The organism is Pannonibacter anstelovis (genome assembly GCF_036881715.1).
In the GTDB taxonomy this organism is placed as follows: Bacteria; Pseudomonadota; Alphaproteobacteria; order Rhizobiales; family Stappiaceae; genus Pannonibacter; species Pannonibacter anstelovis.
Genome location: NZ_JBAKBF010000002.1, coordinates 512,641 through 530,072, shown reverse-complemented (window position 1 = coordinate 530,072; position 17,432 = coordinate 512,641). Strand labels below are relative to the sequence as shown.

Here is a 17,432-nt window from a genome sequence, read left to right as displayed (position 1 = left end):
CAATCGCTGCCAGTCTAGCGGCAGCAGATCGGGGCAAGCCAGTGCGGAAGACTGCGGCCTTTCGCCTACTGGCCCTGCGCGTGGGCGGGAATAGCCTTCAGATAGGCGGCAATGGCCTCCCGGTCTTCCGCCGTCAGCCGGGCCATGTTCTCCTGCACGGCCACCATTTCCCCGCCAACGGAGTCATAGGAGGGCGTGAAGCCGCTTTCGAGATAATAGGCGATGTCAGCAGCGGACCATTCCCCGATTCCCCCCTCTCCGCCGGTGATGTTGGGGATCGTGCCCTCTCCTGTGGGCGCCTTTGCGCCCGCAAGCCACTGGTCCAGCTTCAGGCCACCCGCCATATCCCGGGGCGTGTGGCATTCGCCGCAGTGCCCGGGCCCTTCCACCAGATACTGGCCCCGCTGCAGCTGCTCGTCGATCCTCTGCAGCACGACAGCCGGACCTGGATCGAGATACATGAGCTTCCATAGTCCCAGTCCCCGCCGCAAGGTGAAGGGAAAGGCCAGCTCATGGCCGGGCGTGGCGCCCTGCACCGGCTCCAGCGTCTTCAGGAACGCGAAGAGATCGGAAATGTCCTGATCCTTCATGCGGGCATAGGATGTGTAGGGAAAGGCGGGATAATAATGCTCGCCCTCGGGCGAAATTCCGGCCAGCATGGCATTGGCAAAGTCCGGCAGCGTCCAGCTGCCGATCCCCGCTTCAATATCCGGCGAGATATTCGGGGCAACGAAGACACCGAAAGGTGTTTCCAGCCTCAGCCCGCCACCCAGCTTAAGCTTGTCCTGACCGGATGCGCCTGGCGCGGCGTGACAGGAGGCGCAGCCGCCAGCCCAGAACATCACCTCCCCCCGCCCGGCATTGCCCTCCGGAAGGGCCGCAAGCCGCGCGGGATCAATCGGGGCAGGCGCAGTCAGCGCCCAGAAACCCATTCCACCTGCTCCCACAACAAGAGCGCCGGCAAGAGCCAGTTTCTTCAGCATCGGACCACGCCTTCCACGACTTGCTTATTTCTGCACCCTGTAGGCCTCGTGGCATGCCTTGCAGCTGCCCATGACCGGCCCCATCGCAGCCTTGAAGGCCTCCACATCAGCCGGGCCATCCTTGCCGGAGGCCTGCGCAGCGGCACCCGTGGCTGCAGCAAACTTCGCGAGTGCAGCTTCAAAACCTGCTGAATCCTCCCAGATCTTCGGGCTGGCAGACGAGCCTGCCGCATTCTGCGTGCCGTCCGGATAAAATGCCCCAAAGGCGTTGGCCGCTGCATTCATCGAAGCGATCGCTGCCTTGCCCGCTGCCGGACTGTAGGCAACGTCCCCCTTCATCATCGCACCGGCAAGACCGGCATTGGCAGCTACGGACTGCATGATGGCCTTGCGGGTCGCGACAGGGTCACCGGCAGCAGATGCCGCAGTCAGGGTTACAGCCAGCAAGGCGCCGGCGACAAAATATTTGCGCATCAAAGTCTCCCTCAAAAGAGCCGGCCGCGTCACTGGCCGGTGCGCCCATTCAGACCCGACTGCGCCGCAAAACTGAAATCACGGACGCGTGAGAGCTTCTGATCCACATAAAACTAAGGAGGATTACGGAGAGGACGGCTTTAAAGTTGACTATTTTTATCAGGTTTGACAAACGGGCACATCCTCAATCGGGAGTAGTCCATGCGCATTTTCAAGCACTTGAGAACCGGCACCCTCGCGGGTCTGCTGGGCCTTGCCGCCGCCACCTGCCTGACCACCGGCGCCTTCGCTGAAGAGAAAATCTTCACTGATGTGATCGGCCGTGAGGTCAAGGCGGACCTGCCGTCCAAGCGCGTGCTGCTCGGCTTCTATTTCGAGGACTTCATGGCCGTTGGCGGCGAAGCCTCCTACGACAACGTTGTCGGGCTTTCGCGCGAAGCCTGGGAAGGCTGGCGCCCGGCCTCCTGGACCCGCTATGTCAAACACCGCCCCTCCCTCGATGCCCTGCCGGATGTCGGCGAAGTGGAAGCCCAGACCTTCTCCGTCGAAAAGGTTCTGGAGCTGAAGCCGGACATGGTTGTTCTCGCCGACTGGCAGTACAAGGGCCTCGGCCTTGATGCCGACCGCATCGAAGAAGCCGGTATTCCGATCGCAGTCGTCGATTTCAACGCCCAGACGTTGGAACGCCATCTGGACAGCGCCCGTGTCCTCGGTTTGATCACAGGCCAGGAAGACCGCGCTGCGCAGATCGCAGGCGAATACAAGGCAATCTCAGATCTGATCACAAAGCGTATCGCCGATGCTGGCAAGCCAAAGCCGAAAATCTACGTCGAATTCGGCAACAAGGGTCCGGCTGAGCACAGCTTCACTTTTGGAAAAAACATGTGGGGCGCCATTGCCACCACGGCCGGCGGCGACAACATCGCAGCCCCCTTCGTGGAGTGGTGGGGCCCGATCAATCCTGAACAGGTGCTGGCATCAAAGCCGGACGTCATTGTGATCTCCGGGACAGAGTCCCGCAAAAATCCGGCGTCGATGCTCATGGGTGAGGATGTGACAAAGGCTGAAGCACTTGAGCGCTTGCAGGGCTTCACCACCCGCGCAGGCTGGAATCAGCTTCCCGCGGTGCAGAATGGGCGCGTCTATGGCGTCTATCAAGGCGCCTCACGCACCCTGGCCGACCAGGCCATGCTGCAATTCTTCGCCAAGGTGCTTTATCCGGACCTCTTCACGGATCTGAACCCGGAAGAGACCTACAAGGCCTTCTACAAGAAGTACCTGCCGGTAGCTCCCGAGGGCACCTTCACCCTCGCCATCAAGGAATAAGCCCTCCCATAGCCAGCGCCCGGGGCACGAACCTCCCGGGCGCGAGCATGCAAGCTGCCTCTTTCAGGGACTTCGCAAACAAGTGACCGGCACAACTCATGTTGCGACCGCGATTGCAAGCCAGCGCCACCGGGAACGGCGGCGCTGGCGCCTGCTTTTCGGCCTCACCCTCTTCTGCTGTGTGACACTGGTGCTGGACATCGGCACTGGCCCCTCCATGCTCAGTCCCGCCGACGTGCTGGCTGGCCTCCTGCGGCTGGAAGGCACGGACAGCATGACCTTGACCATCGTCAACGGCCTGCGCCTGCCTATGGCGCTGATGGCCCTTGTCGTCGGTTGCGCGCTGGGGGCGGGCGGGGCAGAAATCCAGACCCTGCTGAACAACCCCATGGCCAGCCCCTACACGCTCGGCCTTGCCGCCGCCGCCGGGCTTGGCGCTGCCTTCAGCATCTTCACCGGAGGCTTCGGCCTGCATCCGGCTATTGCCGTGCCGCTGGGCGCCTTCTTCTTCTCCATGCTGGCCGCCGCCTTCCTCTTCGCGTTGGCGGCCTTTGCCCGCGTGTCGTCCACCATGCTCGTGCTGGCGGGCATCGCACTTCTGTTTCTGTTCCAGTCGCTCCTGTCGCTACTGCAGTTCATCGCCTCGCCGGAAGTCGGCCAGCAGATCCTGTTCTGGCTGTTCGGCAGCCTGACCAAAACAACCTGGACCAGCCTCTGGGTCACGCTTGGCGTCACCGTCTTCTGCGTGCTGCTGCTGTTTCGCGATGCCTGGAAGCTCACCGCCCTGCGTCTGGGCGAGGCACGGGCACAGAGCCTGGGTGTCAACCTCACGCAGTTGCGCGTCACCACGCTGACCCTGACGGCGCTGATGACCTCCACCGCCATCAGCTTCGTCGGCATCATCGGCTTCGTCGGCCTCGTCGCCCCGCATGTCGCCCGGCTGCTGGTGGGCGAGGATCAGCGGTTCTTCTTGCCCATGTCGATGGTGGCAGGTGCGGCCTTTCTGTCCATGGCCTCGGTCATCTCCAAGGTGGTCATTCCCGGTGCCCTGTTCCCGGTCGGCATCGTCACCGCCATGGTCGGCGTGCCATTCTTCTTCTGGATCATGCTGGCGCGGCGGCGATGAACGATCTCACCCTCCAGGACATCACCCTCTTCCGCGGCAAGCACTGCGTCGCCCGCGATCTGTCCCTCAAATTCGAGCCGGGCAAGGTGCATGTCATCCTCGGTCCCAACGGCGCGGGCAAGTCCTCGCTGCTGCGTGCGCTCTTCGGCGAGTTCTGGCCTCAGGCCGGGCGCATCGCCCATGGAGAGGGATACCTCACCCGCGAAACCTTGCGCCAATGGCGCAAGGCCATTGGTTACATGCCGCAGGACACCGCTCTTGAAGCGTCCCTCACTGCACTGGAAGTGGTGCTTCTGGGCCGTATGGATGAACTGTCCTTCCATGTGGATGACGCAACGCTGCATGCCGCCGCCAACACCATGGAGGCGGCAGGCATCGCGCATCTGGCCAGCCACGACATTCTCTCGCTCAGCGGCGGTCAGCGGCAGCTAGCCCTGTTTGCGCAGGTTCTTCTGCGCGATCCGGACATCCTGTTGCTGGACGAGCCCGTCAGCGCACTGGACATGCATCACCAGCAGAAGTTGCTGGATATCGTCCACCGAGAAACCCGCGCCCGCAACCGCATCAGCATCCTGATCCTGCATGATCTCAGCCTCGCGGCCCAATATGCGGACCAGCTGATCCTGATCGGCGATGGCGAGCTGAAGGCTGCGGGCAGCCCCGCCGAGGTGCTGAAGGCAGATCTCATCAGCCGCACCTATGGCGTCGATGTGGAAATCCTCACCGACAGCGCCGGCGCCCCCGTCGTCCGGCCCCTGCGGACGCCTCACGCCACACTCCACCCCTGAACTACCGGATGCACAGCATGAAGCTCATGAGCCGTAACGCCCTTCTGGCCATCACCCTCTGCCTCACCCCGTTCAGCGCCTCGGTCAGCGCCTCCGCTGCCGATCACGAAGTGAAGATGCTGAACTACGGCACCGGGGGCAGCATGGTGTTCGAGCCTTCGTTCCTGCAGGTTGAGGTGGGTGACACCGTCACCTTCATCCCCACGAACTCAGGCCACAATGTCCGTTCCTACGTGGTGCCGGAAGGCGTTACGGCATGGAACACACCGCTTGATCAGAAGACGACAGTCACCATCAGCCAGCCAGGCGTCTATCTCTATTACTGCCCGCCGCATCTGATGATGAGCATGATCGGCATGATTCAGGCCGGCGAAGCCGTCAACCGGACCGACCTGGACCAGAAGGCGGCCAAGATCCGCTCCAAGCTGGTCATGAAAGGCGAGCGGCTGGATGAACTGCTGGCGCAGGTGAAGTAAAGACCCGCCCCGCCTTTCGGGGCACTCGCCAACGGTGCAGTCACCCGCTAGGCTCCGGCTCACCTGCCAGCCGGAGCCTCTCCGTGACCCATGCCGCCTCTTCCTCTCCCGTCCGCCTTGCCCTCGGCGGCCTACTGTCTCTGGCGGCTGCCATGGGCATCGGGCGCTTCGTCTATACGCCCGTCCTGCCCTTCATGATCGGGCAGATCCCCCTTAGCAAGGCAGACGGCGGCCTCATCGCCTCAGCCAATTTCCTTGGTTATCTGGTGGGGGCGCTGGCCGCTTCCTCCGGCTCCTTGCCTGGCAGCCGGCGTGTCTGGTTTCTCGCCTCGCTCGTGGCCAGTTCTGCCTTTTCCTTCGCAATGGCATGGACAGATAGCATTCCGGTCTTCATGTTTCTGCGGTTTCTGGCGGGCCTTGCCAGCGCCTTTGCCTTCGTCTTTTCCGCTGCCCTCATTCTGGACCGGCTGGCGCAGGCCGGACGGCCTGGCTTGTCAGCGCTTTATTTCTCGGGCGTCGGAGCGGGAATTGCGGGCTCGGCCCTCATTGTCTCCGGCCTTGCCGCCATGGGCGCAGACTGGCAGGGCTTGTGGACGGGCTGCGGCGTCATCAGTCTGGCGCTGACCGCAGTCATCGCTTGGATGATACCGGACGCGCCGGACACATCTCCACCGGCACCGGTCAGGTCCGGCCCTCGCCGCCTGCCGCCCGGGTTGCCGCAGCTGATTGCGGCCTATGGCCTTTTCGGCATCGGCTATGTGGTGACGGCAACCTTCATCGCCGTGATCGCACGCTCCGATCCCGCACTTGCCACCGCCGAACCCTATCTCTGGCTGATCGTGGGCCTTGCCGCAGCCCCTTCCATCTTCATCTGGAACCGGATTGCCGCCCGCATGGGCGTGCCGCGCGCCTATGCGCTGGCCTGTGTCATCGAGGCTTGCGGCGTTGCCCTCAGCGTCACCGCTTCCGGCCCGGAGGGCATCCTGCTGGCCGCCTTCCTGCTCGGCGCCACCTTCATGGGCATTACCGCTCTTGGTCTTATAGAAGCCCGGCGCCTGTCAACAGGAGATCCCCGCCGCACCATCGCACTGATGACCGCCAGCTTTGGCCTTGGCCAGATGCTGGGGCCAAGCCTTGCGGGCTTTGCGGCAGGCAGCACCGGCAGCTTTGCCCTGCCTTCAGCAGGAGCTGCCATCTGTCTGCTGCTGGCTGCCGGACTGGTGCTTATTCCCGCCCGGCAGCACTGAGAGAAAACAGCTTTCAGGCGTGGGCGAACTCCCAGTAGAGCTCCCGCGCCTTGGCTGCCACCGGTCCCGGCTGCAAGCTGCGCTCCTCGATACGGTTCACCGGCACCACCTTGGAATAGTTGCCGGTGGAGAAGATCTCGTCCGCCTCCTGGAACTCACGGTAACCAATGGTGCGCTCATGCACCGCATGGCCCGCCTTGCGCAGCAGCTGGATCACCCGCTGGCGCGTGATGCCATTGAGGAACGTGCCGTTGGGCGCGGGCGTGTGCACGGCCCCGTCCTTGACCATGAAGATGTTGGCGCTGGTCAGCTCGGCCACATTACCCAGCATGTCCAGCACCACCGCATTGTCAAAGCCGCGGCCCTTGGCTTCGGCCATGGCGCGGGCGTTGTTGGGATAAAGGCAGCCCGCCTTGGCATTCACCGGCATGGTTTCCATGGTCGGGCGGCGGAACGGCGACAGGGTGATCGAGAAGGAAGCACCGGCCGGCGCCATCGGCGCCTCGAACAGGCACAGGCAGAAGCGGGTGCTCTCCGGATCGCCCACGATCACCCCCGGCCCGTCGCCTTCCGCCCAGTACATCGGCTTGATGTAGACAGCACTGCCCGGCTTGAACTTGGTGACGCCCTCGCGGGTCATCTCGATCATTTCGCCAACGCTGACGGTGGGCTTGAGGCCGAGAGCCACGGCAGAATCATTCACGCGCTGGCAATGCAGATCGAGATCCGGTGTCACCCCCTCGAAGAACCGGGCACCATCAAAGACCGAAGATCCCAGCCAGGCCGCATGGGTGCGCGGCCCCATCAGAGGCGGATTGCCCTCATGCCAAGCGCCATCCACATAGGTCCAGGTCTCACTCCAGCCGCTCATCTTGCACTTCCTCCGTAGTTTTTTCACTGCCAGCGAACAAACGCCCGGAAAAAGGCAAGGTCAACCGTTTGACGCCTTTCACGCGAAAATCGGAAGACTTGCTCCAGCAAGGCCACGCCCGGAGCCGCTCTCATTCCTGAAAAGAGCCCTTGCAGGAAAATTGATCCGCAACATCGCTATCTGAGCCAGCGCGTCAGCATACAAAGCCTTTGATCTTTCATGGATTCCGCCTGATCCTTCTACCGTGCGCCCCTCGTCCGGGCGCTTCCCGGAGGACTAATCATGGACCTCTCCACCCTTCTTGCCTTCGCTGCCGCCTTCTTCGTCTTTGCCGCGAGCCCCGGCCCGGACAACATGACCATCATCGCCCGAACCCTGTCCCATGGGGCGGCATCAGGTCTCGCCTATGGCGCGGGCACTGTCACGGGCATCCTCATCTTCCTCTGCCTTGCCGCTTTCGGCCTGTCGCTGCTGGCTTCCGAAATGGGCATGGCCATGACCGTGCTGCGCTACGCCGGCGCCCTGTGGCTGATCTGGACCGGCATCCGCCTTTGGACGGCAGAGCCAGTGGTGCCAGCCCTGCAGCCCACCGGGAGCGGCAATCTGCTGTCCGCCTTTGCCACGGGCATCGCCCTGAACCTCGGCAATCCGAAGATGCCGCTGTTCTACGTGGCACTTCTGCCCAATGTGACCGGAACCGCTCTGCCCCCCCTTGGAGTGCTGGAGCTTGCCGCCGTCATTCTGGCAGTTGAAGTGGTGGTCATCGGCGGGCATGTTCTCCTCGCCATGCGCGCCCGCCGCATGCTGCGCAGCCCCGCCGTCGTGCGCCGGGTCAACCGCACCGCCGGAGCCGTCATGGCCGGAACGGGTGCCTCGCTCATCGTTACCCGCTGAACCTCCCCCTCACAGGAAGCCAGATCTTGGAACAGCGCCTTCAACCGGTTCCGGTCCCTGGATGAACATGGAGCCATCGTGATGCCGGGCTGACCTCCTGGCCTGGCCGTGGAGAAGCTGTGACTACCCGCCGGAAACCTGCAATTTGTGACCCTATGGACATGACCTTGCAGCTTTTACCGTGTTAAGACCCGCCCGCTTGTTGTGAAAAGCAACTCAATTTTCGATCAGAGGTCTTCAAATGTCGTCGAGCACCGTTTCGGTCCCCAACTCTGGCATGGGTGCCAATCCGTCCATGATTTTCTGTGGCACCTGCGGCCATCAGATTGCGTCAACGGCACCGTCCTGCCCCAAGTGCGGCGCACCGAACGCCCTGGCTGCAACGCCTGTTTCCGAGAAGAGCATGGTTGCTGCAGCACTGCTTTGCTTCTTCCTCGGCACCTTCGGCATCCACCGTTTCTACACCGGCAAGATCGGCACCGGCATCCTGATGCTGCTGACCCTCGGCGGTCTTGGCATCTGGTCGCTCATTGACCTGATCATGATCATCGTCGGGTCCTACAAGGACAAGCAGGGGCTGCCGCTCCGGCGATGAGCGAGACCCGTACAGAGCCGCAAGACGGCGGATGGAGCTTCTGCATCCACTGCGGGGACAAGATCGCTTTCCGGGCGAATTTCTGCCCGCATTGCGGTTCCCCCCAGCCGGAAACAGGCAATGCACAGGCTGAGAACGTCAGTGACAAGAGTTACGGCGTTGCTGTTGCCCTGTGCGGTGTTTTCGGCGTGATGGGGCTCCATCACTTCTACCTCGGCAACATCCTGCACGGCCTGTTCGACCTTGGGCTCTTCGCGCTCTGGATCTTCTGCCTTCTCGTGGCACCAGCCCAGGGCACGAACCTCGTCCTGATTGGCCTTCTGCTTCTGGCCATTGATGTGCTGCACACAATCTATGTGTTCTTCCGGCTCATCGTTGGAAAGCAGCGCGATGGCAGCGGACGGATTGTCGCCGTACCCTGAACCGGGACACATGTCCCTGAACAGCCCGGCCAGAGCAATTCCAGCAAAAACTAAAAACGGTTTTACGGCTGGAATTGCGTGAAACACACAGATAGAGCACTTTCGATGGCTCCGTTTTCATCGAAAGTGCTCCAGCATCCGCTGTTCAGGTCAACAGCGATATCGCCCTATACACTTTGTCCTGATTGCATCCCGGCAAATGATCGGCATATGTTCGGACACCCTTCAGCACAGCTGACGGCGGATCTTGTCCCGCGACCTCACGGAGCATTCAGATGGCCCATTCGGCCTATGTCTTTGACGCTTATGGCACCCTCTTTGATGTTCACGCCGCCGTGCGCAAGCATGCCGCCAAACTTGGGCCAGACGCACAGACATTCTCCTTCGTGTGGCGGCAGAAGCAGCTGGAGTATTCCTGGGTCCGCGCCCTCATGCAGCGTTACGAAGACTTCTGGGTGCTGACCGAGCAGGCGCTGGACACCACCTTCAACCTCTTCCCCTCCGCCGACCGGGGCCTGAGGGCTGACCTTCTCAACGCCTATTGGGCGCTTGATTGCTATCCGGAAGTGCCGGAAGTGCTCACCAGCCTGAAGCAGGCGGGGGCACGGCTGGCGATCCTGTCCAACGGCACACCCTCCATGCTGGAGTCAGCGGCCAAGGCTGCCGGCATCACCGAGCTTCTGGACGAGATTTTCTCTGTGCATGACCTGCGCACCTACAAGACCGATCCGCGCGTCTATGAGCTGGTGACCAACCATTTCCGGGTCTATCCGGAGGCGATTTCCTTCCAGTCCTCGAACCGCTGGGACATTGCAGGCGCCACCGCCTATGGCTTCCGAACCGTCTGGATGAACCGCACGGCCCAGCCGGACGAATATCCGGATCTGGCCCCCAGCGCGGTTCTGTCCGACCTGACAGGCCTGCCGTTTCTGGTCTGACCGCAAGCCCGGCAAGCTCCGGGCAAGTTAATGCGTCTAACCCTGTGATAACTGACAGGAGGATGAACGGCTGCGCATGCTGCGCGCCGCTATTGCCATTTGGACAAGCCATGACCCGCGCAACCCCGGCCCGCATAGGCCACCGTTTCCGCCCGCCGCAGCTCAAGCCAGCCTTAAGGGCCCGGATGCGCGGCGGCCGCCTGAAGACGGAAGACGGCGCGGACATCACACCTTGCACCCTGTTTGATGCGGAAAGCGGCGAGACAGGCGCCCTCATCGAGGTGAAAGTCACCCTTCCGCCCCGCGTTTTGGTTCTGGACGAACAGGACCAGACAGTCTGCACCGCGAGCGTTCTGTGGCACCATGGCCGTCAGGCTGCCCTCAGCCTGACGGGCGAGCCAATGCTCGCCAGCCAACACCCGGGTATTCAGATCTGAAGCCTTCCGGCAGGCCACTCTGGCCGCGGCCATGCGGATCCGCGCCTGATCCTTCGAGGGCGGCACATTCTGCCGTGACAAGCCGCCACATGAAAACGCAAAACGGCGCCCCGGTTTCCCGGGGCGCCGCGTGTTTTTTCGTGAACGGGCAGATCAGGCCTGCAGATCGAAACGGTCTGCGTTCATCACCTTCACCCAGGCAGCCACGAAGTCCTTCACGAACTTCTCTGCTGCATCATCCTGAGCATAGACCTCTGCATAGGCGCGCAGGATCGAGTTGGAGCCGAACACCAGATCCACGCGGGTCGCCGTCCACTTCACCGCGCCGGTCTTGCGGTCGCGGATTTCGTAGAGGTTCTTGCCGGCCGGCTTCCAAGTGTAGGCCATGTCGGTCAGGTTGACGAAGAAGTCCGCCGTCAGCGCCCCTTCGCGGTCGGTGAACACGCCATGCTTGGAACCGCCGTGATTGGTGCCAAGAACGCGCATGCCACCGAGGAGAACGGTCATTTCCGGCCCGGTCAGTCCCATCAGCTGGGCGCGGTCAAGCAGCAGCTCTTCCGGCGAAACCACATAGTCCTTCTTCACCCAGTTGCGGAAACCGTCATGGATCGGCTCCAGAACCTTGAAGGAGTCTGCGTCGGTCATCTCGGCAGTGGCATCACCGCGGCCCGGTGCGAAGGGTACGGAGACATCAAAACCGGCTGCCTTTGCGGCCTTCTCGATACCCACGCTGCCCGCCAGCACGATCACGTCGGCGAGGCTTGCACCATAGGCCTTGGCGATCGGTTCCAGCACGCCCAGCACCTTGGCAAGGCGGGCCGGCTCGTTGCCTTCCCAGTCCTTCTGCGGGGCAAGGCGGATGCGGGCACCGTTGGCACCGCCGCGCATGTCAGAGCCGCGATAGGTGCGGGCGCTGTCCCAGGCGGTGGACACCAGTTCGGCAACCGAAAGGCCGCTGGCAGCGATCTTCGACTTGATGGCGCCGATATCGTAGTTCTTCGGGCCAGCCGGGATCGGGTCCTGCCAGATCAGGTCTTCCTTCGGCGCATCCGGGCCGATGTAGCGCACATTCGGGCCCATGTCGCGGTGGGTCAGCTTGAACCAGGCGCGGGCGAAGGTGTCCTTGAAGTACTCCGGATCAGCCATGAACTTTTCGCAGATGGCGCGGTACTTCGGATCCATCTTCATGGCCATGTCCGCGTCGGTCATCATCGGCATGCGGCGGACGGACGGGTCGGTTGCATCAACCGGCATGTCCTCTTCCTTTATGCCGACCGGCTGCCACTGCTGGGCTCCCGCCGGGCTGCGGGTCAGTTCCCACTCATAGCCGAACAGAAGGTCGAAGTAGCCCATGTCGAACACGGTCGGGTTCGTCGTCCAGGCGCCTTCGATGCCGGAGGTGATGTTGTCGCTAGCGCGTCCCGTGTGGTTCGGATTTGCCCAGCCGAGGCCCTGGTTCTCAATTCCAGCCGCTTCCGGCTCGGCGCCAAGCGCACCGGCATCGCCATTGCCATGGGCCTTGCCGACGGTGTGGCCACCAGCGGTCAGCGCCGCGGTTTCCTCGTCGTTCATGGCCATGCGGGCGAAGGTCTCGCGCACCTGGGCGGCAGTGGCCAGCGGGTCCGGCTTGCCGTTGACACCTTCCGGGTTCACGTAGATGAGGCCCATCTGCACGGCGGCCAGCGGGTTCTCCATGGTCTCCGGCTTGGTCACGTCCTCGTAGCGGTTGTCGGACGGCGCCAGCCATTCCTTTTCCGCACCCCAGTAGGTGTCCTTTTCCGGATGCCAGATATCCTCGCGGCCGAAGGAGAAGCCAAAGGTCTTCAGGCCCATGTCCTCATAAGCCAGCGTGCCGGAGAGGAGGATGAGGTCGGCCCAGGAGATCTTGTTGCCGTATTTCTTCTTCACCGGCCACAGCAGGCGGCGGGCCTTGTCGAGGCTGGCGTTGTCCGGCCAGGAATTGAGCGGGGCAAAGCGGATGTTGCCCGAGCCGCCGCCGCCACGGCCATCGGCCAGGCGGTAGGAACCGGCCGAGTGCCAGGCAAGACGGATCATCAGACCGCCGTAATGACCCCAGTCAGCCGGCCACCAGTCCTTGCTGTCCTTGAGCAGCGCCTTCACATCAGCCTTCAGCGCCTCTGCATCCAGCTTCTTCAGCTCTTCGCGGTAGTTGAAGTCCTTGCCCAGCGGGTTGGACTTGGAGTCATGCTGATGCAGGATGTCGAGGTTGAGGGTGTTCGGCCACCACTCCATGTTCGAATTGCCGGTCGCTGTGTTTCCACCATGCATCACCGGGCACTTGCCTGCCTTGCTGGCATTCGTCGCGTCCATTGTCTCTCTCCGGTCCATCTGTTTTTTCAGGCAGCATGACACCGCCCGTTCTGGCCCCAAGCGGTGGTCTACCGCTCGAACATTGGCATCCCTGCGGCAGACCCTGCCGCCTGAGACACCGCATCCGGACGGCACACGGCGCGCCGCCCTCTCCTTCGGCGGACAGCGGCGGGGATACGCTGTCCGGAAAATCTGGCCCGCTTCCGTGGGTTGAAACCCGGCGGGGATCAGCCGCGGCCCCGCCCGGGACCAGCGCCAGTGAGATGAGGTTACCCAATTGCTGGAATTAGCAAAATTCGTATCTTCTGATTGTATCAATCAGATTTTCTGATCGAATAGCCGGAAACGCGGTTTGACTATGCAATTCAGGACATTGGGTCAGTTTTATGCCGGGGTATGGAGGAAGCCTGATACGTCCATTCCCTCCAAGCCGCTGCAGCGGGTCTAAGGTCACGCATCGCTGTGCCAGACACTTGACCAGCCAGCAGTCTGCTCGCCGCCCACACTGCCCCACAAAAGCAGACAGCGTCCGGCACGGTGTGTCCGGACGCTGTCAACAAACAACAACAGAAGAGGCGGACCCTAGGCGTCCTGATAGTATCCCAGCACCGACTTGACCTCGAGATACTCAAGCATCCCTTCGAGGCCATATTCGCGCCCGTTGCCGGACTGCTTGTAGCCACCGAACGGGGCGTGGGGGTCCCAGACCGGATAGTTCAGGTGCACTTGGCCGGAGCGGATCTGCGAGGCCACATGCCGGACCAGATCCATGTCGCTGCCCTGAACATGGGCGCCGAGGCCGTAGACCGTGTCGTTGGCGATGGCGATGGCTTCCTCGACCGTGTCATAGGGAAGGATGCAGAGCACGGGCCCGAACACCTCGTCCTGTGCGATCCGCATATCCGTGCGCACGTCTGAGAAGATGGTGGGCTTGACGAAGAACCCGGCCTTGAGGCCATCCGGGCGCCCCGGCCCGCCCACCAGCAGCTTGGCGCCTTCGGCAATGGCCGCGCCGATCATGGTCTGGATGCGGTCAAACTGGGCTCGGTTGGCGATGGCGCCGTGTGTCACCGTTTCCTGAAACGGATCGCCGACCACGATCCCGGCCGCAGCCCTGACGGCGAGCGCCTCAACTTCTGCCAGCCGCGCACGCGGTACGATCATCCGCGTCGGGGCGCTGCAAGACTGCCCCAGATTGCGGAAGCTGGCAGCGACACCGGAGGGAACCGCACGCGCAAGATCGGCATCCGGCAGGATAACGTTGGGTGATTTGCCGCCCAGTTCCTGAGCGACGCGCTTCACCGTAGCTGCGGCCGCCTGGGCCACCGCAATGCCGGCGCGGGTCGAACCGGTTATGGAGATCATGTCGACATCGGGGTGCGAGGCGAGCGCGGCCCCTACGTCCGGGCCATTGCCGTGGACGAGGTTGAAGACGCCATCCGGGAAACCCGCCTGCTCGATGGCTTCGGCGAACAGCAGCGCACTCAGCGGCGACAGTTCGCTTGGCTTCAGCACCACGGTGCAGCCCGCAGCAAGGGCCGGAGCCACCTTGGCCGTGATCTGGTAGAGCGGCCAGTTCCACGGCGTAATCAGTGCGCACACGCCGATCGCCTCGCGTGCAATGGCCGTCTGGCCCCGCCGCTCGATGAACCGGAAGTCCGAAAGGATCTCCCGTGCTGCCTTCACATGGGCGATGGCCAGCGGCACCTGGGCGCTCCGCGCATAGGTGATCGCGGCCCCCATTTCGAGGCTGAGGCACTGCGCGATGCATTCGCTCTGAGCCTCGAGCTGCTGTTGCAGACGCTCCAGCAGCGCTGCGCGTTCGCCCGGCTGTGTCCGGCTCCAGCTGGGGAACGCCCGACGCGCGGCAGAAACCGCAGCATCCACGTCAGCGCTGTTTCCGAGGGGAACCCGCGCAATGATCTCTTCGGTGGCCGGATTGACTACATCGGCGTAGGCTGCGCCCTTGGGGGAAACCCAATGACCACCGATGTAGAAAAGTCCGAGATGGCCGTTATCGGCGAGGTGCGTGAGCGGGGACGCCGCCCCGCCAGCTGTCAGTTTCATCTTGCTTCGTGCCTCTTGTCGTGGCGGCGGCCTTCACCAGCCGCGAATGCGTTCCCGGCGCACCTCGATACCGCCCGCTTCGCGTACTGCAGCCAGGGCATCGGCTTGTTCCACCGTGCCGAGCAGCAGTTTGAGTTTCGCGCCGGTGCGGGCGCAAAGTTCCATGGCGCGCAGGGCAAAAGCCGGCGGCAGGCCCACTGCAGAAGTCATGTCACGATAGCCATGGCTCGAGAAATATTCAGCCACGGCAACCGTGGAGACGGTGATCGGCCCCGGCCCATCCGGAAAGACACGCCTTGCCACATCAATGCTCTTTGATGCCTTCATATGCGGGCGCAGGACCATGCCCAGCTTCCTCGCTTGATCAGCCTGCCGGGTGATGTTGCGGTCGAGCAGAACCGATGGCGTGACGATGATCATGCAAGCCGCAGTGTTTCTAACGCTCTGCCTTGCCATAGGTGCAAAGGGGTCCAGCTTCTGTTGAAGTCACAGACAGGATGACATCCTCCGTCAAGGCGCCCCTGCCGTTTGCCGCAGCCAAGCCAGTGGAATCATTCGTTTTTGCCGTTCAATCGGCACAATTGGCGGCGCCCATGAAGGCAAAGATGCAGTCTGCCCCCTGACACCGCCGCCCTGAAACTGCTCCGGCCATCGGCCTGTTGCGGCACAATTCATCCATCGTACCGCCCGGCCAGCGGACCGGCCGTCTGCGCGCCGTGCTTGAGGGCGGCAAGGTCAACGCCTACCGGATCACCGCCGCCGGTATCCTTGTCATGGCAAGCACGGGTTTCCTGCCGCTCTCTTGCCGCGTGCGCGCCTTTTCTGCGACCTCCTGTCCCAATCCGTCCAGATCGGTGATTTTCAGCACGCACAGCAGGCAATCGAAGCGGGCACTCTGAAGGTCACGCAGATCGTCGGAGTCCTCAAGGGACGGGCACCCGGACGCCGCAGGACTGACACACCGGCCGGGAGAACGGCCGATGCCCACTCCCCCGCCCTCCGGCTGCCGCACGGGCGTGCCCGTCGTCCAGCGCCCGTCAGATGGCGGAGACGTCCAGCTTCGAGCCATCGACGAGGCGCGACAGGCGGAACGGTGCCGGATCGACGCTGGGCGTGTCGTTGACGATGAGTTCAGCGGCCAGATAGCCAAGCCCCGGCCCCAGACCAAAGCCATGGCCCGAACAGCCCGCCGCGAGCACCAGCCCATCCACCTTGTCCACCTTGGAGACCACCGGCACCGCGTCCGGCGTGCAATCAACGAATCCGCCCCAGGCGCTTTCGATCTTGATGCCCTCCAGCTGGGGGAAGGTCTTGCTGACGCTCTCCACCACTTGGCGGATCAGCCATTTCAGCGGCGGCGGATCCAGTTCCCGGTTCTTCTCGAAGATCCGGTCGTCGGTGGCCAACAGGGCAGACAGTGAATCAGGCCCGGACAGGAAGGACTTGCCAATGCCGAGTTTGACATTCTTCAGCCGGCGGATGAACTGCGGCATGAATTCCCGGCTGTAGCGGATGGCCTGCGGTGTGATCTCGAGGTTCGCCTTGCCGCTGATGGCGAGTGTGTAGCTTCCGTCCAGCCGGCGCGTGATCGTGCAGTAGGGCGTGGAAATCGCCTCACCGATGTTGACCGTGGGGGCGGAGCGCAGCGCAGTCTGACGGATGCTTGCCTGCGGGAAGCTAACCCCAAGCGGCCTTAAAAACCGCGAGGACCAGGCGCCTGCCGAGCACAGCACGGCACTGGTCTTGATATAGCCCTTCTCCGTATGCACACCCGCGACCTTGCCATTGGCAAGATCAATTCCCCGGGCAGCGCATCCCTGATGGATCGTGGCGCCCAGAGCTCTGGCCCCTTCCGCGATCGCAGGCGCGGCGAGTGCCGGTTCGGCCTTGCCATCGTGCTCCGAATAGGTGCCGCCAACCCATTTGCCACGTGTCTCGGGAACGCGCTCGGCCAGCTCGGCCCGGCTGAGCACGCGGGTGCCGACGCCATAATCTCTGGCGACTTCACGCCATTTTTCCCAGCCGGCGAGCACCGCTTCGTCATGGGTCGCATACACGAGGCCGCAACGCCGGAAGCCGAGATCCCGGTTGATGTCCCGCGTCAGCTCGTCCCACAGCCGCATGGAGATCACCGAGAGCGGCAACTCCCGCCTGTCGCGGTTCTGCTGGCGGCACCAGCCCCAGTTCCGGCTCGATTGTTCGCAGGCGATATGCCCCTTCTCGAGCAGAGCCACCGAGAGGCCCCGCTTTGCCAGGAAATAGGCAGCGGTGGCGCCGAGGATGCCCCCGCCAACAATGACAGCGTCGGCCTCAGCCGGCAGGCGTTCATCGCTCGGAATGCGTTCGACAATGGGCGGCATGTTCCAATCAACCTCGGCTGCAGGACTGCGGACACAAAGGCCCGATCAGCCCTTCATCGCATCATGCCGGCAAAACAATGCGCCGAAATCACTCAGA

At 62.9% G+C, this 17,432-nt stretch carries 17 protein-coding genes; 10 read left to right on the top strand and 7 right to left on the bottom strand.

Annotation, left to right across the window (positions count from 1 at the left end; all coding sequences use genetic code 11):
- Positions 1 to 65: 65 nt before the first annotated feature.
- Positions 66 to 983, bottom strand: a complete 918-nt coding sequence (locus V6L75_RS05205; RefSeq protein WP_334250446.1) for a c-type cytochrome — start codon at positions 981 to 983, stop codon at positions 66 to 68.
- 24 nt (positions 984 to 1,007) lie between these two features.
- Positions 1,008 to 1,457 carry a c-type cytochrome gene (locus tag V6L75_RS05200; RefSeq protein WP_334250445.1) on the bottom strand — a complete coding sequence of 150 codons (450 nt, stop codon included), beginning with the start codon at positions 1,455 to 1,457 and terminating at the stop codon, positions 1,008 to 1,010.
- 201 nt (positions 1,458 to 1,658) lie between these two features.
- On the opposite strand from V6L75_RS05200, the gene V6L75_RS05195 reads away from it, so the two are divergent.
- The 5 genes from V6L75_RS05195 (at position 1,659) to V6L75_RS05175 (ending at position 6,420) form a co-directional block, all read left to right on the top strand.
- A complete protein-coding gene (locus V6L75_RS05195) occupies positions 1,659 to 2,783 on the top strand; it encodes an ABC transporter substrate-binding protein (protein ID WP_334250444.1) in 1,125 nt (374 codons plus the stop codon).
- Between the two features lie 82 nt (positions 2,784 to 2,865).
- Positions 2,866 to 3,909: a FecCD family ABC transporter permease gene (locus V6L75_RS05190; protein WP_334250443.1), complete on the top strand. Its 1,044-nt coding sequence runs from the start codon at positions 2,866 to 2,868 to the stop codon at positions 3,907 to 3,909.
- Positions 3,906 to 4,697: an ABC transporter ATP-binding protein gene (locus V6L75_RS05185; protein ID WP_334250442.1), complete on the top strand. Its 792-nt coding sequence runs from the start codon at positions 3,906 to 3,908 to the stop codon at positions 4,695 to 4,697. The genes V6L75_RS05190 and V6L75_RS05185 overlap by 4 nt, the downstream gene beginning before the upstream one ends.
- Before the next feature lie 26 nt (positions 4,698 to 4,723).
- Entirely contained in the window at positions 4,724 to 5,173 is a 450-nt protein-coding gene (locus tag V6L75_RS05180) for a pseudoazurin (protein ID WP_334250441.1), read from the top strand.
- 83 nt (positions 5,174 to 5,256) lie between these two features.
- Positions 5,257 to 6,420 (top strand): YbfB/YjiJ family MFS transporter, encoded by a 1,164-nt coding sequence (locus V6L75_RS05175; protein ID WP_334250440.1) that lies wholly within the window; start codon positions 5,257 to 5,259, stop codon positions 6,418 to 6,420.
- A 13-nt stretch (positions 6,421 to 6,433) separates the two neighbouring features.
- Here the strand turns inward: V6L75_RS05175 and V6L75_RS05170 are convergent, their stop codons facing one another.
- Positions 6,434 to 7,291, bottom strand: a complete 858-nt coding sequence (locus tag V6L75_RS05170; protein ID WP_334250439.1) for a branched-chain amino acid aminotransferase — start codon at positions 7,289 to 7,291, stop codon at positions 6,434 to 6,436.
- A gap of 282 nt (positions 7,292 to 7,573) precedes the next feature.
- Between V6L75_RS05170 and V6L75_RS05165 the strand changes: the two genes are divergently transcribed.
- From V6L75_RS05165 to V6L75_RS05145, 5 genes are all read left to right on the top strand, one after another.
- On the top strand, positions 7,574 to 8,185 hold the full coding sequence (locus tag V6L75_RS05165; RefSeq protein WP_334250438.1) for a LysE family translocator: 612 nt from the start codon (positions 7,574 to 7,576) through the stop codon (positions 8,183 to 8,185).
- A 241-nt stretch (positions 8,186 to 8,426) separates the two neighbouring features.
- Positions 8,427 to 8,780, top strand: a complete 354-nt coding sequence (locus tag V6L75_RS05160; protein WP_094462154.1) for a TM2 domain-containing protein — start codon at positions 8,427 to 8,429, stop codon at positions 8,778 to 8,780.
- Complete coding sequence (locus V6L75_RS05155; RefSeq protein ID WP_334250437.1) at positions 8,777 to 9,202, top strand: TM2 domain-containing protein; 426 nt, start codon at positions 8,777 to 8,779, stop codon at positions 9,200 to 9,202. The genes V6L75_RS05160 and V6L75_RS05155 overlap by 4 nt, the downstream gene beginning before the upstream one ends.
- A 275-nt stretch (positions 9,203 to 9,477) precedes the next feature.
- Positions 9,478 to 10,140, top strand: a complete 663-nt coding sequence (locus V6L75_RS05150) for a haloacid dehalogenase type II (RefSeq protein WP_019962823.1) — start codon at positions 9,478 to 9,480, stop codon at positions 10,138 to 10,140.
- A 110-nt stretch (positions 10,141 to 10,250) separates the two neighbouring features.
- On the top strand, positions 10,251 to 10,577 hold the full coding sequence (locus V6L75_RS05145; protein ID WP_334250436.1) for a hypothetical protein: 327 nt from the start codon (positions 10,251 to 10,253) through the stop codon (positions 10,575 to 10,577).
- A gap of 153 nt (positions 10,578 to 10,730) precedes the next feature.
- Here V6L75_RS05145 and katG read toward each other — a convergent pair whose 3' ends face one another.
- From katG to V6L75_RS05125, 4 genes are all read right to left on the bottom strand, one after another.
- On the bottom strand, positions 10,731 to 12,908 hold the full coding sequence (katG, locus tag V6L75_RS05140) for a catalase/peroxidase HPI (protein WP_334250435.1): 2,178 nt from the start codon (positions 12,906 to 12,908) through the stop codon (positions 10,731 to 10,733).
- A 582-nt stretch (positions 12,909 to 13,490) separates the two neighbouring features.
- A complete protein-coding gene (locus tag V6L75_RS05135) occupies positions 13,491 to 14,975 on the bottom strand; it encodes an aldehyde dehydrogenase family protein (RefSeq protein WP_334250434.1) in 1,485 nt (494 codons plus the stop codon).
- 33 nt (positions 14,976 to 15,008) lie between these two features.
- A complete protein-coding gene (locus V6L75_RS05130) occupies positions 15,009 to 15,395 on the bottom strand; it encodes a type III PLP-dependent enzyme domain-containing protein (RefSeq protein WP_334250433.1) in 387 nt (128 codons plus the stop codon).
- Positions 15,396 to 16,012: 617 nt separating this feature from the next.
- A complete protein-coding gene (locus tag V6L75_RS05125; RefSeq protein WP_334250432.1) occupies positions 16,013 to 17,335 on the bottom strand; it encodes an NAD(P)/FAD-dependent oxidoreductase in 1,323 nt (440 codons plus the stop codon).
- Positions 17,336 to 17,432: the final 97 nt, after the last annotated feature.

Coding starts and splice junctions, on each gene's coding strand:
- V6L75_RS05205 (WP_334250446.1), bottom strand. CDS start 983: ATGCTGAAGAAACTGGCTCTTGCCGGCGCTCTTGTTGTGGGAGCAGGT.
- V6L75_RS05200 (WP_334250445.1), bottom strand. CDS start 1,457: ATGCGCAAATATTTTGTCGCCGGCGCCTTGCTGGCTGTAACCCTGACT.
- V6L75_RS05195 (WP_334250444.1), top strand. CDS start 1,659: ATGCGCATTTTCAAGCACTTGAGAACCGGCACCCTCGCGGGTCTGCTG.
- V6L75_RS05185 (WP_334250442.1), top strand. CDS start 3,906: ATGAACGATCTCACCCTCCAGGACATCACCCTCTTCCGCGGCAAGCAC.
- V6L75_RS05180 (WP_334250441.1), top strand. CDS start 4,724: ATGAGCCGTAACGCCCTTCTGGCCATCACCCTCTGCCTCACCCCGTTC.
- V6L75_RS05170 (WP_334250439.1), bottom strand. CDS start 7,291: ATGAGCGGCTGGAGTGAGACCTGGACCTATGTGGATGGCGCTTGGCAT.
- V6L75_RS05165 (WP_334250438.1), top strand. CDS start 7,574: ATGGACCTCTCCACCCTTCTTGCCTTCGCTGCCGCCTTCTTCGTCTTT.
- V6L75_RS05160 (WP_094462154.1), top strand. CDS start 8,427: ATGTCGTCGAGCACCGTTTCGGTCCCCAACTCTGGCATGGGTGCCAAT.
- V6L75_RS05155 (WP_334250437.1), top strand. CDS start 8,777: ATGAGCGAGACCCGTACAGAGCCGCAAGACGGCGGATGGAGCTTCTGC.
- V6L75_RS05150 (WP_019962823.1), top strand. CDS start 9,478: ATGGCCCATTCGGCCTATGTCTTTGACGCTTATGGCACCCTCTTTGAT.
- V6L75_RS05145 (WP_334250436.1), top strand. CDS start 10,251: ATGACCCGCGCAACCCCGGCCCGCATAGGCCACCGTTTCCGCCCGCCG.
- katG (WP_334250435.1), bottom strand. CDS start 12,908: ATGGACGCGACGAATGCCAGCAAGGCAGGCAAGTGCCCGGTGATGCAT.
- V6L75_RS05135 (WP_334250434.1), bottom strand. CDS start 14,975: ATGAAACTGACAGCTGGCGGGGCGGCGTCCCCGCTCACGCACCTCGCC.
- V6L75_RS05130 (WP_334250433.1), bottom strand. CDS start 15,395: ATGATCATCGTCACGCCATCGGTTCTGCTCGACCGCAACATCACCCGG.
- V6L75_RS05125 (WP_334250432.1), bottom strand. CDS start 17,335: ATGCCGCCCATTGTCGAACGCATTCCGAGCGATGAACGCCTGCCGGCT.